The 14,508-nt window shown below is 66.4% G+C and carries 16 protein-coding genes and 1 tRNA gene; 9 read left to right on the forward strand and 8 right to left on the reverse strand.

Going from position 1 to position 14,508, the window contains the following annotated elements:
• Positions 1-2: 2 nt before the first annotated feature.
• The 5 genes from MKP08_RS02540 to MKP08_RS02560 all read right to left on the reverse strand — a co-directional run bounded on the left by MKP08_RS02540 (position 3) and on the right by MKP08_RS02560 (position 3,089).
• Positions 3-1,448 carry a cytochrome ubiquinol oxidase subunit I gene (locus MKP08_RS02540; protein WP_215227190.1) on the reverse strand — a complete coding sequence of 482 codons (1,446 nt, stop codon included), beginning with the start codon at positions 1,446-1,448 and terminating at the stop codon, positions 3-5.
• A gap of 124 nt (positions 1,449-1,572) precedes the next feature.
• Positions 1,573-1,983 (reverse strand): TIGR01244 family sulfur transferase, encoded by a 411-nt coding sequence (locus MKP08_RS02545; protein WP_241554748.1) that lies wholly within the window; start codon positions 1,981-1,983, stop codon positions 1,573-1,575.
• Complete coding sequence (locus tag MKP08_RS02550; RefSeq protein ID WP_241554749.1) at positions 1,980-2,402, reverse strand: DUF6691 family protein; 423 nt, start codon at positions 2,400-2,402, stop codon at positions 1,980-1,982. The genes MKP08_RS02545 and MKP08_RS02550 overlap by 4 nt, the downstream gene beginning before the upstream one ends.
• Positions 2,399-2,848: a YeeE/YedE family protein gene (locus tag MKP08_RS02555; protein WP_241554750.1), complete on the reverse strand. Its 450-nt coding sequence runs from the start codon at positions 2,846-2,848 to the stop codon at positions 2,399-2,401. Before MKP08_RS02555 ends, MKP08_RS02550 begins: the two co-directional genes overlap by 4 nt.
• A gap of 167 nt (positions 2,849-3,015) precedes the next feature.
• Positions 3,016-3,089: transfer RNA gene (locus MKP08_RS02560), tRNA-Gln, on the reverse strand.
• A gap of 258 nt (positions 3,090-3,347) precedes the next feature.
• Between MKP08_RS02560 and MKP08_RS02565 the strand changes: the two genes are divergently transcribed.
• A complete protein-coding gene (locus MKP08_RS02565) occupies positions 3,348-4,553 on the forward strand; it encodes a Ppx/GppA phosphatase family protein (RefSeq protein WP_241554751.1) in 1,206 nt (401 codons plus the stop codon).
• Between the two features lie 25 nt (positions 4,554-4,578).
• Positions 4,579-5,244, forward strand: coding sequence for an RlmE family RNA methyltransferase (locus MKP08_RS02570; protein WP_241554752.1), 666 nt, complete (start codon positions 4,579-4,581; stop codon positions 5,242-5,244).
• 32 nt (positions 5,245-5,276) lie between these two features.
• Here MKP08_RS02570 and MKP08_RS02575 read toward each other — a convergent pair whose 3' ends face one another.
• Positions 5,277-5,954, reverse strand: a complete 678-nt coding sequence (locus MKP08_RS02575; RefSeq protein ID WP_241554753.1) for a cytochrome c family protein — start codon at positions 5,952-5,954, stop codon at positions 5,277-5,279.
• A gap of 166 nt (positions 5,955-6,120) precedes the next feature.
• On the opposite strand from MKP08_RS02575, the gene MKP08_RS02580 reads away from it, so the two are divergent.
• The 4 genes from MKP08_RS02580 (at position 6,121) to MKP08_RS02595 (ending at position 9,858) form a co-directional block, all read left to right on the forward strand.
• The gene (locus MKP08_RS02580; RefSeq protein WP_241554754.1) at positions 6,121-7,014 is read left to right on the forward strand and encodes a prephenate dehydratase; all 894 of its coding nucleotides are present in this window, start codon (positions 6,121-6,123) and stop codon (positions 7,012-7,014) included.
• 39 nt (positions 7,015-7,053) lie between these two features.
• Positions 7,054-7,953, forward strand: coding sequence for a fatty acid desaturase family protein (locus MKP08_RS02585; protein WP_241554755.1), 900 nt, complete (start codon positions 7,054-7,056; stop codon positions 7,951-7,953).
• Between the two features lie 93 nt (positions 7,954-8,046).
• Complete coding sequence (locus tag MKP08_RS02590; RefSeq protein WP_241554756.1) at positions 8,047-9,288, forward strand: mechanosensitive ion channel; 1,242 nt, start codon at positions 8,047-8,049, stop codon at positions 9,286-9,288.
• A gap of 57 nt (positions 9,289-9,345) precedes the next feature.
• On the forward strand, positions 9,346-9,858 hold the full coding sequence (locus tag MKP08_RS02595) for a GNAT family N-acetyltransferase (protein WP_241554757.1): 513 nt from the start codon (positions 9,346-9,348) through the stop codon (positions 9,856-9,858).
• A 2-nt stretch (positions 9,859-9,860) separates the two neighbouring features.
• Here the strand turns inward: MKP08_RS02595 and MKP08_RS02600 are convergent, their stop codons facing one another.
• Together MKP08_RS02600 and MKP08_RS02605 are read right to left on the reverse strand one after the other, a co-directional pair.
• Positions 9,861-10,418, reverse strand: a complete 558-nt coding sequence (locus MKP08_RS02600; RefSeq protein WP_241554758.1) for a DUF924 family protein — start codon at positions 10,416-10,418, stop codon at positions 9,861-9,863.
• Positions 10,409-11,419: a zinc transporter ZntB gene (locus tag MKP08_RS02605; protein WP_241554759.1), complete on the reverse strand. Its 1,011-nt coding sequence runs from the start codon at positions 11,417-11,419 to the stop codon at positions 10,409-10,411. The genes MKP08_RS02600 and MKP08_RS02605 overlap by 10 nt, the downstream gene beginning before the upstream one ends.
• 160 nt (positions 11,420-11,579) lie before the next feature.
• On the opposite strand from MKP08_RS02605, the gene ispG reads away from it, so the two are divergent.
• The 3 genes from ispG to MKP08_RS02620 are packed head-to-tail and all read left to right on the forward strand — an operon-like array spanning position 11,580 to position 14,499.
• Entirely contained in the window at positions 11,580-12,719 is a 1,140-nt protein-coding gene (gene ispG, locus MKP08_RS02610; RefSeq protein WP_241555512.1) for a flavodoxin-dependent (E)-4-hydroxy-3-methylbut-2-enyl-diphosphate synthase, read from the forward strand.
• Positions 12,716-13,480, forward strand: a complete 765-nt coding sequence (locus MKP08_RS02615; protein ID WP_241554760.1) for a hypothetical protein — start codon at positions 12,716-12,718, stop codon at positions 13,478-13,480. The genes ispG and MKP08_RS02615 overlap by 4 nt, the downstream gene beginning before the upstream one ends.
• Positions 13,481-13,512: 32 nt before the next feature.
• Complete coding sequence (locus MKP08_RS02620) at positions 13,513-14,499, forward strand: histone deacetylase (protein WP_241554761.1); 987 nt, start codon at positions 13,513-13,515, stop codon at positions 14,497-14,499.
• Positions 14,500-14,508: the final 9 nt, after the last annotated feature.

Here is a 14,508-nt window from a genome sequence, read left to right on the forward strand (position 1 = left end):
GATCAGCGCTCCATCCCGGGCGGCAGCTTGTCGGCGTCGAACTCGATGCTCGCGCGCTGCAACGCGGGCGTGATCCCGGCGGTGCGAATGGGGCCCTTCTCGCCGATCCGCACGCCGCGTTCGCCCGGTTCGGGATTCTTGCGCATCAGGCGCAGGATATACCAGGTGCCGACCCCGAAGACCGCAAAATAGACTACGACGAAAGCGATCAGCGAGGCACCCACGGCGGGCGCGGCCAGCGGGCTCGCAGCCTCGGTCGTGCGCAGCATATTATAGACCACGTAAGGCTGCCGGCCGACCTCGGTCGTGACCCATCCCGCGATCACCGCGACGAAGCCGGCGGGCGAGATCAGGAGCGCCGCGCGGTGCAGCCATTTCCAGTCGTAGAGGCGCTTGCGCCAGCGCGCGACGAGGCTCCACAGTCCGATGCCGAGCATCGCGAAGCCGAGCCCGACCATGATCCGGAACGACCAGAACACGATCCCCACCGGCGGCTCCTCGTCGTCGGGAATGGTATCGAGCCCGGCGAGCGGCGCGTTGGGATCGTGCTTCAAGATCAGGCTGGAAGCCTTGGGAATCTCGACCGCGTATTTGACCGTCTTCTCGGCGCTGTCGGGAATGCCGAACAGGATCAGCGGCGCGCCGTCGGGATGGCTCTGGTAGTGCCCCTCCATCGCCATGACCTTCTGGGGCTGGTGCTCCAGCGTGTTGAGGCCATGCGCATCGCCCGCGAAGATCTGGATCGGCACGACCAGCGCCGCCATCCACATCGCCATGGAAAACATCTTGCGCGCGTGCGGGCTCGCCCGGTCGCGCAGCAGGTGCCAGGCCCCGACCCCGCCGACGACGAAGGCTGTGGTGAGATAGGCCGCAAGCACCGTGTGCACGAGCCGATAGGGGAAGCTGGGGTTGAAGATGATTGCCAGCCAGCTGTCGCCGGGCAACATCCGCCCGTCCGGCCCCATGATGAAGCCGGTAGGGGTCTGCATCCAGCTGTTGACCGACAGGATCCAGAAGGCGGAAATGGCGGTGCCGCCTGCGACCATGCAGGTGGCGGCGAAGTGCAGCTTCTTGCCGACCCGCTCCATCCCGAACAGCATCACGCCCAGAAATCCCGCCTCCAGGAAGAAGGCGGTCAGCACCTCGTATGCCATCAGCGGCCCGATCACCGGCCCCGCCCGGTCGGAGAACACCGACCAGTTGGTGCCGAATTGGTAGCTCATCACGATGCCCGACACGACGCCCATGCCGAACGCGACGGCGAAGATCTTCAGCCAGTATTTGAATAGGTCGAGATAGAGGCTCTTGCCCGTTTTCAGCCACAACCCCTCCAGCACCATGAGATAGCTGGCAAGCCCGATCGAGAACGCCGGAAAGATGAAATGGAAGCTCACCGTGAAGGCGAACTGGATGCGGGCGAGGATTATCGGGTCGAATGCGTCGAACATCGCGGGCGCACCCTAGGCGACGGGGTGCCGGGAAGAAAGTGTCGCGTTTTCACCTTTAGTTGCGCATCCTGCAACAAGTTGCGGGAAACGGTGAAAGTCTGGAATGGATTTCGCAACTCTCGACTTAGCCGACCCGTCCTCGCAGCGCGGAAAGGTCGTATCCGGCATCGGCAGCCAGACGCAGACGCTCTTCGAGATCGTGATCGTCCGGATTGGCGATCGCATCCAGCGTGATCGAGCGCGTACCGGAGCGGCAGTACGCCAGTGTTCGGCCGGTCGCCCTCTGTCGCGCCGCGCGCTGGGCAGCCACCGATTCGGGGGGAAACACACCGCCACTTATCGGAATATGGTGGAATGCCATGCCCTCGGCCTCAGCCGCCGCGCGCATCGTCGCGACATCGGGCTGGCCAGGCTCCTCTCCGTCGGGCCGGTTGCAGATCACGGTGGTGAAACCGTCCGCCGCCAGCGCCGCCATGTCCTGCGGCGCGATCTGCGGCGCCACGGCGAAGTTTTCGTCCACCCGGTTGATGATCACGTCTTTGCTCCTTCACTCAGGCGCACCAGCGCCATGCCTGCCAGCATCGCCAGCACAAATATCGCCGCTGCGCCCGGATCGATCGCCAGCGCGGCGAAGCCCGGTCCGGGACATAGGCCCGCGATCCCCCAGCCGATACCGAACAACGCTGCGCCGATCGCAAGCCGTGCGGTCAGATCGCTGCGCTGCGGCAACACGAATTGCTGCGCAAGAAGCGGGCGTGCCATGCGCGGCTGAATACGCCAGGCGAGGGCCATCGTCACCACCGCGCCGCCCATCACGAAGGCCAGCGTCGGGTCCCAGTCGCCGAACAGGTCCAGGAAGCCGCGCACGCGCGCGGGATCGGTCATGCCGCCGATCGCCAGCCCCGCCCCGAACAGGCAGCCTGCCACCAGCGAGGTGAGGCCACGCGCGCTCATCCCAGCACCCGCCAATCGAGCGCGTTCATCGTCGCTACGGTCGCGATGCCGGTCGCCATGAAGATCGCAGTCGCGACCAGCGATCGCGGTGCCAAGCGGCTCATGCCGCAAACGCCGTGCCCGCTCGTACAACCGCTGCCTAATCGCGTTCCCACGCCCACGATCAGCCCCGCGATCGCGAGCGGCAGGGGCGCAGGAAAATGGCTCGGCAAGCCGCCCGTCGCCCATCCCCCGATCAGCGCGCCCAGGGGCAGGCCCAGAATGAACAGCCAGGCCTCGCTCCGGCCCCTCCCGCTGCCGCCCAATCCCGCAGCGCGCGCCGCGATGCCGGAAACCCCCGCGATCCGTCCGTTGCCAAGCAGCATCAGCGCGGCGGCGAGCCCGATCAACACGCCGCCGACTAGCCCGGCAAGCGGGGCGGCGTCAGGAAATCCGAGCAGGCTCATGCCGCGCGCCCGGCGATCGCGATGCGAATGTGCATCTTCGGCTCCGTCACTGGTCGGGAAGGGTCACGGGCAAGCGTTCTATTTGTCCCTGCTCGCCGCCGTCAAGCGATCGGAAGTGGCGCCCGGTCTCGAGGGCCACGTTACAGCAGCGATAGCGAAGGAGGAATTGGATGCCCCGTGAGGATTCGAACCTCAATTGACGGAGTCAGAGTCCGTAGTCTTACCATTAGACGACGGGGCATCGGCCAGCGGGGTCCAGCGACCCACCTGTGGCAAGGCCCGCGCATCTAGTTTCGCCGCACCGGGCCGTCAAGACCCGCGAAGGTGACAGGCCGTCAAGGCCCCCGAGTGTCACAGGCCATCAAAGTCCGCGACCATCCCGCCATGCGCTGCCACGGCTGACGGCGCGCCAGCTTGCCCCCCGCCGTCCGATTGGCTAGGTTCCATCCCAAGTCCCCGTGCGGCCTTTCGCGCGGGAGGAAAAGAACGAGATATATCTATGGCGGACACGAATCCGCCGGACTTCGACAGGAGGGCTGGCAAGACGGGGGAAGAACGGTCCGGCAAGGTAGCCGATTATCGCTACAAGAGACCCCCGCAGCCCGAAGACAAAGCCATCGCAGGCGGTGCGATCCGTTCGCGCGGACCGGGCGCGTTGCCGCGTCGTGCGGCGCATCCGCGCCGCCCGCGCCAAGCTTATGCCGCGCTCGACCTCGGCACCAACAACTGCCGCCTGCTGATCGCGCGCCCGTCGGGCGAGAACTTCACCGTTATCGATGCCTTCAGCCGCGTGGTCCGGCTGGGCGAAGGCCTGGCCGCGTCCGGCAAGCTGTCCGACGCGGCGATGGAGCGGACCATGGCCGCGCTGCAGGTCTGCGCCGACAAGCTGCGCCGCCGCAACGTCCATCTCGCGCGTTCGGTCGCGACCGAGGCCTGCCGCCGCGCCAGCAACGGCCCCGCCTTTATCGAGCGGGTGCGGCAGGAAACTGGCATCGCGCTCGACATCATCTCCGCGCAGGAGGAGGCGCGTTTGGCCGTCCTGGGCTGTCACATCCTGCTGGAGCAGGGGCACGGCCCGGCCATCATCTTCGACATCGGCGGCGGCTCGACCGAGCTGGTGCTGATCGAGCCCGGCGACGGACCCGTTCCGCATATCGTCGACTGGCAGAGCGTGCCGTGGGGCGTGGTCTCGCTGACCGATACCGTCACGCGCCGGGGCGAAGGGAGCGAGGCGCGGGCCGATCGCTATGCCCGGATGCGCAAGACGGTGGACGATGCCTTCGCCGAGTTCGGCGAGCGAATCGCCCCCTTCGCGAAGCACGAGGACATCCGGCTGCTGGGCACCAGCGGCACGGTCACCACGCTCGCCAGCCTCTATCTCGAACTGCCGCAATACGACCGGCGCGCGGTCGACGGGCTGATCGTGCCCTCCGCCGCGATGCGCGACATCTCCACCCGGTTGTCCACGATGAGCATGGACGAGCGGGGCACGCTGCCCTGTATCGGACAGGATCGGGCTGAGCTGGTGGTGGCGGGCTGCGCCATTCTCGAATCGATCCTCGACCTGTGGCCGGCCGACCAGCTCGGCGTGGCCGATCGCGGCATCCGCGAGGGCATCCTGCGCAGCCTGATGGCGGCGGACTTCGCGGCCGAATCGAGCCGCGAAGCGGTCCGTCGGACCCGCGGCGAAAGTTTCGCGAAGTGAGCCGAGTGCTGTTGGAAGGCGCGGCATGAGCCGCGCCAGGAGCGATCCCGATCGCAAGCTGCGCAAGGCGAAGGGGCGCACCGCGTCCTCCGCCCGCTGGCTGGAACGGCAGCTCAACGACCCTTACGTCAAGCAGGCGAAGGCCGACGGTTATCGCAGCCGCGCCGCCTACAAGCTGATCGAGTTGGACGAGCGTTTCGGGGTATTGAAACGCGCCAGCCGCGTCGTCGATCTCGGCATCGCGCCGGGCGGGTGGAGCCAGGTGGTGCGCAAGTTGCGGCCCAAGGCTGCGATCGTCGGTATCGATCTGCTGGAAACCGAACCGATCGAAGGCGTCACGATCTTCCAGATGGATTTCATGGCCGACGAGGCACCCGCGGCCCTGTCGCAAGCGCTGGACGGCGATCCCGATCTGGTCCTGTCGGACATGGCGGCCAATACCGTCGGCCACAAGCAGACCGACCACCTGCGCACGATGGGCCTGGTGGAGGCCGCGGCATGGTTCGCGATCGAGACACTGGCCCCCGGCGGTGCCTTCGTCGCCAAAGTGCTGGCAGGCGGCACGGATGCCGACCTGCTGGGCCTGCTCAAGAAGCATTTTCGCGCGGTGAAGCACGCCAAACCCCCGGCGAGCCGCAAGGGTTCGTCGGAGTGGTACGTCGTTGCGCAGGATTTCAAGGGCCGGGAGTAAGGCCCGGCCGCCTGATCAGTTGGTCCGTCTAATCAGTTGGAAGGCGCCGCGTTGTCACTCGCCACCGGCTGCTCGTCACCCATCGCATCGACCGCCGAATCGGGCTGCAACGGCTCGCCCTCGACCACGCCGGGCCCTTCGCTTGCGCCGTCCACGCCCTCGGCCGCGCCCTCTGCAGGCTCGGTCGCCTCGGGGGTCGGCAGCGGCGGGCCGCCACCGTTTTCACGCAGATAGAGAATCACATTGGCGCGATCTTCAGCCTTGCCGAGACCGGCGAAGCTCATCTTCGTGCCCGATGCGAAGGCGCGCGGGCTCTTTAGCCAGGCGTCGAGGTTCTCGTAAGTCCAGGTGCCGCCATGGCCCGACAGGTCGCTGGAGAAGGCGAAACCGCCCCGTCCCTCGCCGATCTTCTCGCCCACCACGTGGTAGAGATTGGGGCCGATACCGTTGGGTCCACCCTGCGCGATCGTGTGGCAGGCGGCGCATTTGGCGAAGATCGCCTCGCCCTTCGTCGCATCGCCCTGCGCCAGCAGGGTCGCCAGCGAGGGGCCCTCTTCGGCGCCGGCATCGTCCGCGACGCCCTCGACGAAATAGCCTTCCTTCTCGGGCTCCTCGGAATGGAACACGCGGCTGCTGATGCTGGAAAGGCCCAGCGCCACGACGCCCGAGAACAGGACCCAGCCGAAAATGGTATTGCGGTTGTCGTTCATGCGGACGGTCGGCTTTCGCGATAGAAATGGGATGGAGGAGGTGTTTGCGCCGCGATCTAGTCAGGCGCGCGGGCGAAGGCAAGTCCCAAGCCGGTCCTCGAACCCCCGCGCCCGCGCGCGAGCACGCTTGCGGCCAACCGGCCGGGCCGCTACCCGGCGCTCCACCATGAGCAGCTTCCCCGGCCCCGCCCTCGCGATGGTAGAGAAAATGCGCGCGGCCGCCGCCGCGCAGCCAGACCGTGCGATCGCGTTGCAGGGATCCCCCGGCGCCAATTCGCACCGCGCGGCGCAGGAATATGCGCCGGACATGCTGCCCCTCCCCTGCTTCTCGTTCCGCGATGCGATCGAGGCGGTGCAACAGGGTACGGCCGGTTGCGCGATCATCCCGATCGAGAACAGCCAGCACGGGCGTGTGGCCGACATCCATTTCCTCCTGCCGGGCAGCGGGCTGAAGATCGTGGGCGAGCATTTCATGCGTATCGAACATGCGCTGATGGGTCTGACCAAGGGGCCGTACACCGCCGCCTACAGCCACCCGCAAGCGCTCGGTCAGTCGGCGCAGTTCCTGCGCGAGCGGAGTATCGTGCCGCTCAGCCATGCCGACACGGCGGGGGCCGCGGCCTTCGTCAAGGAACGCGGCGATCCCAGCCTCGCCGCCATCGCGCCCGCCATCGCGGCCGATCTCTACGGTCTCGAAATCGCCGAGCGCAATGTCGAGGATGCATCCGACAACACGACTCGTTTCGTGGTGCTGGCGCAGGAAGGGATCGATCCGGCGGACCTGATCGGCGAAACCGCGATGACCACCTTCGTGTTCGAGGTGAAGAACATCCCCGCCGCGCTGTACAAGGCGCTGGGCTGTTTCGCGACCAACGGCGTCAACATGACGAAGCTCGAAAGCTACCAGCAGGGCGCAAGCTTCGCGGCGACCACCTTCTATGCCGATATCGAAGGGGTGCCGGGCGAGGCGCGCGTCGATACCGCGCTGGAGGAGCTGGCGTTCCAGACCAGCGCCGTGCGCCTGCTCGGCAGCTACCGTCAGGCGCGCAAGCGGGGCTGATTGCCGGTTACGCCACGGTCTGGTAATATGGCCCTTGCCATGAAGCAGGCGCCTGAAATCTTTCGTTATATTTCCCGTGAGGAGCTGGCCGCGCTCAGCAGTAAATCCGACGTGCGCGCCTTTGCGACTATCGGCTGGCAGGCACTGCTGGCGATTGCAGCCTTCGCGCTGGCGATCGCCTGGCCCAATCCGCTGACCGTGCTTGTCGCGATCGTGATCCTGGGTGGGCGAATCCAGGCCTTCGGGATCATCACCCATGATTGCGCGCACGGAGCCTTCTTCCGCACGCCCGCGCTCAACCGCTTCGTCGGCAAGTGGGTCAGCGGCGCGATCGCGCATGTCCCGCTCGATCTCTATCGCCGCTATCATCTCGATCACCACCGGCATGCAGGCACGGCGGAAGATCCGGACCGGTGGATGGTCAAATCCTATCCCGTCACCCGCGCTTCGCTGAAGCGCAAGCTGATCCGCGACCTGACCGGGCAGACGGGATTTCGCGACCTGGTGGCGGAGATCAAGGGTTTCAAATGGTCGCAGACCGGACCGTCGGTGCTGTTCCATGCGATGCTGTTCGTTGCCTTGCTGGTAGCGGGCGCACCGTGGGCCTACGCGATGTGGTGGGCGGCGCGGATCTTCGTCTATCCCGCGACCATGCGCCTGCGGCAGATTTCCGAGCATGGCGTCGCGAAGGATCGCGACCATCCGGATGCGCGGGTCAATACCGGCACCACGATACCGCATTGGTGGGAAGCGCTGCTGTTCAGCCCGTGCAATGTCAATTACCACGTCGAGCACCACATCTTCGCCAGCGTGCCGCCCTATCGCCTCCCCGCCCTGCACCGCCTACTCGCATCGCGCGGCTATTACGCAGCGCACGATTGCATCGCCCGCGGGTTTAGCGACGTGCTGACCCGCGCGACCAGGCCCGCTTCCGCCTGAGGCGGAACGAGTCGACCCACTATCCATTGAAGGGGGCGATGGGCGCGGGGAGAGTTGCGTCCAGATAAGGCATGCAAAGCAGGGGGAACTGCGATGAATTACCAATTCGACCAGTCGATGGCGATGAGCCTCGCGCAGAAAGCGATCATGATCGTGGTGATCATCGTCGTCACATGGCTTCTCGCCAGAGCGGCCAAATGGGCTTTCGCCAAGCTGGTCGACAAGATCGCGTTCTTTCGCCGCGGGACCGGCTCGGGCAGCAGCCTGGGCGAATCGCTGGGGCGGATCGTCTCGCTGCTGATCTGGCTGCTCGGCCTGATCGGTGTGCTGCAGGTGCTCGACCTCGGCGGCGTGATGCAACCGGTGACGAACCTGCTCAACGCGATCGTGGCCTTCATTCCCAACCTGATCGGGGCGGGCCTGATCCTGTTCATCGGCCTGATGGTGGCAGGGATCGTGCGCGACCTGGTGGTCACCACCTTGCAAACGGTGGATTTCGATCGCTGGGCCAACCGCGCGGGTGCCGACAACGTAACGGGCAACAACGCGATCAGCCGCACGATCGGCGTGATCGTCTATGTCCTGATCGTCATTCCCGTCGCCATCCTGGCGCTCGACGCGCTCGACCTCGAAAGCATCGCGGGACCGGCCAGCGACATGCTGCGCATGATCCTTGACGCGATCCCGCGCATCATCGGCGCCGCGATCCTGCTCGGCATCGGCTATGTCATCAGCCGCTTCGTGGTCGACATCCTGCAGCAGCTCATGGCAGGCTTCGGCGTCGATCGCGCGCTGGGTGAGACCGGCCTGCTGCCCGAGGGCACCCTGGCAAGCAGCATCATCGCACGCGTGGCGCAGATCGCGATCATCCTGTTCTTCGCCATCGCGGCAACACGTCTGCTCAACTTCCCCGAACTGACCGCCATCCTCAACGAGGTGCTGGCGCTCGGCAGCCGGGTGGTGTTCGGCGCGGTGGTGATCGGCTTCGGCTTCCTGATCGCGAACCTGCTGGCGCGGGTGATCGGCGGGACCGAGGGCGGCAGCACCGCCGCGACCATAGTACGCTGGGCGACGATCGTGCTGTTCACCTTCATGGGCCTGCAGTTCACCGGTGTGGGCGAGATCATCACGGAGACCGCCTTCACCGCGATCGTGATCGGGATCGCTGTGGCCGGCGCGCTCGCCTTCGGTCTTGGCGGCCGCGAGTGGGCCGCACGCCAGCTGGAAAAGTGGGACGACCGGACCGCTGCAAGCCCGGGCACCGCGCCGCGCCGGCCCGGGAGCAAGCCCACATCGGCCCCCGAGTCCGACGAGCCGCTGCCGCCGGGGGCCTGATCGCTCGCCGCGCGGGGCTTCACCGCCCGCCGCTAAACCGATACGGGGCGCAGGGTCATGATCCTGCGCCCCGCTTCACATACGGATGCCCCCACCCTCGCCGCACTGGGCCGCGACAGCTTCTGCGCCGCGTTCGAGCATCTCTATACCCCCGGCGACCTCGCCACCTTCCTGCAAGAGGTCTATTCCGAAAAGGTCGTCGCGCGCGAGATCGCCGATCCGCGCTGCATCCATCGGCTGGCGGAAGACGAGGATGCGCTGATCGGCTTCTGCAAGCTGATCCACCCCAGCCCCTACGCAGCGCACTCCGACGCCGCGAACCCGATCGCGCTGGGTCAGCTCTACACCGCCCCCGGCCGTACCGGAGAGGGGATCGGCGCCGCCCTGATGGACTGGGCCGAAGCCGAAGCGCGCGAGCGCGATCACGACGCGATCCAGCTATCGGTATGGAGCGAGAACCGCGGGGCGCAGGCGTTCTACGCCCGCTACGGTTTCGCCAAGATCGCCGATATCGATTTCTGGGTCGGCAGCCACCGCGACGACGAGTGGCTGCTGGAACTCAGGCTCTGACGTTACCAGTCGTTGCCCGCGGCAACGGCACGCTTTTCCGCCGCGGTGCTCTGCCTTCCCAGCACCGGGTTGCGATGCGGGAAGCGCCCGAACCGCGCGATCATGCGATAATGGCTGCGCGCGAAGGGCATGCCGAAGCCGCGTCCAAGCTGCGTGAACAGCCGCAGCGATAAGAGCTGGTCGGCGATCTGCTCGCTATGCATCAGCGGCATGTAGAGAAACTGCCGCTCCGCCTTCTCCATCGCCCGGTCGAACCCGCGCGCCATGGCGGTCTTCGCTATGGCACGGGCGAGCGGATCGGTGGCGAAGGCCGTGGCCGAATCGCGAAACAGGTTGCGCGGGACCTGATCGAACAGCAGCACCGCGCCCAGCGCATCGCCGGGGGAGCGCGCGAAGCTTTCCGCAGGTTGCGTGTAGAGCGCCGCCCAGTCGCGCGCGAAGCGACGGCGCAGCATCGCATCGACCGCGTCCGACTGGCGGAAATGGTCGGCCGGCTCCAGCGCATGGAACCACACCTGCAGCAGCTCGGCCGCCCAGCGCCGATCGGCTCTCAAAGCCATTTCAATTTCTTGAAGATTGCCAGCAACAGTACCCCGATCCCGCCGCACACCGCAGCGACCCACCAGAACGCATGCCCGTTCTCCACCCCCGGCATCCCCCCGACATTGATCCCGAGCAGGCCGGTCAGGAAACTGAGCGGCAAGAAGATACCCGCCACGATGGTCAGCATGTAGGTCGCGCGTTCGTTGCTGGCGAGCGCGCGGGTGCGCAGCTCGTCCATCAGCACCACCGCGCTTTCCTTGCTCACGTCGATATCGTCGAGATAGCGGCGCAGCCGGTCGATCGTCTCGGCGATCTCGCGCCGGTCGTGATCCTCGAACCAGGGGGGCGCGTCGCGGCTGATCGCCTCCAGCGCGACGTGCTGCGGCCCCATATGGCGTTGCAGGCCCAGGCAGTTGCGGCGGATGGTGGCGATCTTTTCCAGCATCTCCTCCGGATCGTCGTCCATGTCCTCTTCCTCCAGCATGTCGATATGGTCGTTCATGTCGACGATGGACTGGTTCATGCGCGTGACCATCGCTTCGGTCAGCTCGGTCACCACCGCGCCTGCATCGAGTGGACCCGCCCCCTTGTCGATCGCGGCGAGCACGTCGCGCGGGGTCTGCAGCGGGAAACGGCGCAGCGTGACGAGGCGCGTACCGTCGCTCCACACCTGCATCGACACCATGTCCTCCGGCTCCGCCCCCGGATTGAAATTGATGCCCCGCAGGGTCGCGACCAGCGCATTGCCTTCGCGAAAGGCACGCGGCCGCGTCGCGTCGCTGGTCAGCAGCTCCGCCGTCGGTTCGGGAATGGCGAACCGTTCCTGCAGCCATTCGTAGACGCCGGGCACGGTGCGGCACAGATGCATCCACAGCACCGCCCCGTCCGACCCGGGCTGCCAGCTCTGGATTTCGTCCCATCCGATCGGGCGGCCACCACCCTTCCCGTCCAGTACGCGGGCGAACAGCAGGGGCGTGTCGCCTTGCGTTCCGTCGGTATTACCGCCGCGTGATGCCATGCTTTTCCTACGCCCCTGGTCGATGCTATGGCGCGTTCATGCCCCATACCCTCTCAAAACCGCAATATGGCGCGATTATATCCCGCGACGCACGGGAAGTTTTTTCCCCTCCAGGACACTGTTCCAAGTGTTCCATCCTGTTGGAATTGCCCCGATGAGTATCGACACCATTCGCCCCTGGCGCACCATCGAACGCCGCAAGTGCCGCCAGATCATGGTCGGCAGCGTTCCCGTGGGCGGCGATGCGCCGATCACGGTGCAGACCATGACCAACACCCCGACCGAGGATGTGGGCGCGACCATCGACCAGATCCGCCGGTGCGAGGATGCGGGCGCGGACATCATCCGCGTCTCCTGCCCGACCGAGGAGGCGACCGCGCATTTCGACCAGATCACGCGCGCATCGAACATCCCGATCGTCGCCGACATCCATTTCCACTACAAGCGCGCGCTGGAGGCGGCGGACAAGGGCGCAGCCTGCCTGCGGATCAATCCGGGCAATATCGGTTCGTCCGATCGCGTGGCGGAGGTGGTGCGCGCCGCGAAAGCCAATGGCTGCGCCATCCGCATCGGCGTGAACGCGGGTAGCCTCGAGAAGGATCTGCTGGAAAAATACGGGGAGCCGTGTCCCGAGGCGCTGGTCGAAAGCGCACTCGACCATATCAAGCTATTGCAGGACCACGACTTCCACGAATTCAAGGTCGCGGTGAAGGCCAGCGACGTGTTCCTGGCGGTCGCGGCCTACCAGGCGCTGGGCGAGGCGGTCGATTGCCCGTTGCATCTCGGGATTACCGAGGCTGGCGGGCTGATCGGCGGCACCGTCAAATCCTCCATCGGCATGGGCAATCTGCTGTGGGCCGGCATCGGCGACACGATCCGCGTCAGCCTTTCGGCCGAGCCCGAGAACGAGGTTCGCGTCGGCTTCGAGATGTTGAAGGCACTGGGTCTGCGCACCCGTGGCGTACGCGTCGTCTCCTGCCCCAGCTGCGCGCGTCAGGGCTTCGACGTGATCCGCACCGTCCAGGCGCTGGAGGACCGCCTGCAGCACATCAAGACGCCGCTCTCGCTGTCCGTCCTCGGCTGTGTGGTCAACGGTCCGGGCGAGGCGCGCGAGACCGATATCGGCCTGACCGGCGGCGGCAACGGCAAGCACATGGTCTATCTGTCGGGCGTGAAGGACCATCACATCGAAAACGCCGACATGCTCGATCACATCGTGCGACTGGTCGAGGAACGCGCCGCCGCCATCGAGGCGGAATCGACCGACGCGGGCGAAGCCGAGCCGGTGGCGGCGGAGTGAACGCGGTAATCCGCGCAATTGGCGGTGGGCTCCGGACGACATTCATTGGCGGGGCGTCGCTATTCCGCTTCGCCCCGCTCATCCCTCTGCTGGCAATCGTGCCCGAATTCGTGCAGCATATCGCCGAGATAAAGCTGGGCATGTTTGCCAGCAAGGATGCCTTCAACGCGTTGGCGATGGACCCTACCCGTTGGGCGTTCGGCTATGCCAAACTAACCGGCCTCGCGCTGGCGATCTTCGCTGCCGCGCGTTTTCATGGCGGTGCGCGGCACCGTTGGTGGGACTTGAGGACAATCGCCTGGGGCCCGTTCCTGATCGCGATAGGTGTGAACGCGGTCGTGATGGCGATCGGCTATGCGCTGGGACAGGTCCTTAGCGGCACCACTCTTCAGGTCGTCACGGTCCTCTATCAGGTTGCCACGCTTCCAATGCTGATCTTCCTGGTCGGACCGCTGCTTGGAGATCGATCCATGACATTGCGCCGCGCCTACACCTCCGGATGGCTCAGTGCACTACTCGCGGGCGCGCTCTTCATGCTCGCGGCGCTCCCGGCGCAGCAGCTTCACCAGCTCGATCATACGCTGGCGATGGGTCAGCCTGTCGCGGTCGTATGGGCATTGATGACGTGGGATTCCCTGCTGGTCGGACTGATGGCATGCTGGATGGGATCGGGCCTCGCCGCCGGGTACTGGCTTGGCCGCCCGCCCGCTACGGGAGGCGATCGTTCGGGGACGCCGATACATCCGGCCTCCACCGCCTGACCTTGCTTCACGTCGTTCATCACGTCGACTACATGGCACCGCCGCCGGAGCGGGGCACGTTCAAGTTCGACAAGTACCAGCTCGTCATGCGCATCTTGCGCGAGAGTGGCTATCCGCTGGCCGAGCACGCGCCGCCGCCCTGCCCACGCGAATGGCTGGAGGCGGTGCATGACCCGGCCTATGTCGAACAGGTGCTGACCCAGACCGTGCCGCGCGAGCGGGAGCGGCGGATCGGCTTCCCAGTGACGGCACATATCGCGCAGCGCGTGCAGCACACCAATGGCGGCACCTGGCTCGCCGCGCGGCTGGCGATGGAGCACGGCTACGCCGCCAACAGCGCGGGCGGCAGCCATCACTCGCTGCACGAGGGCGGGGCCGGCTATTGCGTCTTCAACGACCTCGCGGTGGCGGCCAACCGGCTGCTGGCGCAGGGGGATGTGCGGCGCATCCTGATCGTCGACTGCGATGTGCACCAGGGCGACGGCACCGCCAGCCTGATGGCGGGCCGCGACGATGTCTTCACACTTTCGCTGCACGCGGAAAAGAACTTCCCGGTCCGCAAGGCGCAGTCCAACCGCGACGTGCCGCTGCCCGACGGAATGGAAGACGACGCCTATCTCGATACGCTGGCGCGGCATCTGCCCGAGGTGATGGACTCGTTTGCACCCGACCTCGTTCTCTATCAGGCCGGGGTCGATCCGCACCGCGACGACAAGCTCGGCCGGCTTGCGCTGAGCGATGCGGGCTTGGACGCGCGCGACCGCTTTGTCGTGGCCGAGGCGCGTCGGCGCGGCCTGCCGGTCGCGAGCGCGCTCGGCGGCGGATACGGCGCGGACCAGCATAAGGTGGCGGGTCGCCATGCCCGATCCATGCTCGCCATGGCGCAAGAGAATGCACGGTTCGCTCCACCGATCGCAAGCACCGTGGCGAGCAGCGCGCCTGCGATGAACGACGAACGGTGGCGCTTCCACGCCGAAACCTCGGGAGGCAGTGCCGCTCGCGCTTCAAGGCCCCGTTAAGCCGCGCTA

The sequence above is a fragment of the Erythrobacter sp. LQ02-29 genome (genome assembly GCF_022576075.2).
GTDB lineage: Bacteria > Pseudomonadota > Alphaproteobacteria > Sphingomonadales > Sphingomonadaceae > Alteriqipengyuania.

What these genes read in the sequence shown, in the direction of transcription:
- MKP08_RS02595 (WP_241554757.1), top strand. Translation starts at nt 9,346, where the DNA reads ATGATCCTGCGCCCCGCTTCACATACGGATGCCCCCACCCTCGCCGCA.
- MKP08_RS02620 (WP_241554761.1), top strand. Translation starts at nt 13,513, where the DNA reads ATGGCACCGCCGCCGGAGCGGGGCACGTTCAAGTTCGACAAGTACCAG.
- MKP08_RS02590 (WP_241554756.1), top strand. Translation starts at nt 8,047, where the DNA reads ATGAATTACCAATTCGACCAGTCGATGGCGATGAGCCTCGCGCAGAAA.
- MKP08_RS02565 (WP_241554751.1), top strand. Translation starts at nt 3,348, where the DNA reads ATGGCGGACACGAATCCGCCGGACTTCGACAGGAGGGCTGGCAAGACG.
- MKP08_RS02555 (WP_241554750.1), bottom strand. Translation starts at nt 2,848, where the DNA reads ATGAGCCTGCTCGGATTTCCTGACGCCGCCCCGCTTGCCGGGCTAGTC.
- MKP08_RS02585 (WP_241554755.1), top strand. Translation starts at nt 7,054, where the DNA reads ATGAAGCAGGCGCCTGAAATCTTTCGTTATATTTCCCGTGAGGAGCTG.
- MKP08_RS02570 (WP_241554752.1), top strand. Translation starts at nt 4,579, where the DNA reads ATGAGCCGCGCCAGGAGCGATCCCGATCGCAAGCTGCGCAAGGCGAAG.
- MKP08_RS02575 (WP_241554753.1), bottom strand. Translation starts at nt 5,954, where the DNA reads ATGAACGACAACCGCAATACCATTTTCGGCTGGGTCCTGTTCTCGGGC.
- MKP08_RS02550 (WP_241554749.1), bottom strand. Translation starts at nt 2,402, where the DNA reads ATGAGCGCGCGTGGCCTCACCTCGCTGGTGGCAGGCTGCCTGTTCGGG.
- MKP08_RS02540 (WP_215227190.1), bottom strand. Translation starts at nt 1,448, where the DNA reads ATGTTCGACGCATTCGACCCGATAATCCTCGCCCGCATCCAGTTCGCC.
- MKP08_RS02605 (WP_241554759.1), bottom strand. Translation starts at nt 11,419, where the DNA reads ATGGCATCACGCGGCGGTAATACCGACGGAACGCAAGGCGACACGCCC.
- MKP08_RS02600 (WP_241554758.1), bottom strand. Translation starts at nt 10,418, where the DNA reads ATGGCTTTGAGAGCCGATCGGCGCTGGGCGGCCGAGCTGCTGCAGGTG.
- MKP08_RS02580 (WP_241554754.1), top strand. Translation starts at nt 6,121, where the DNA reads ATGAGCAGCTTCCCCGGCCCCGCCCTCGCGATGGTAGAGAAAATGCGC.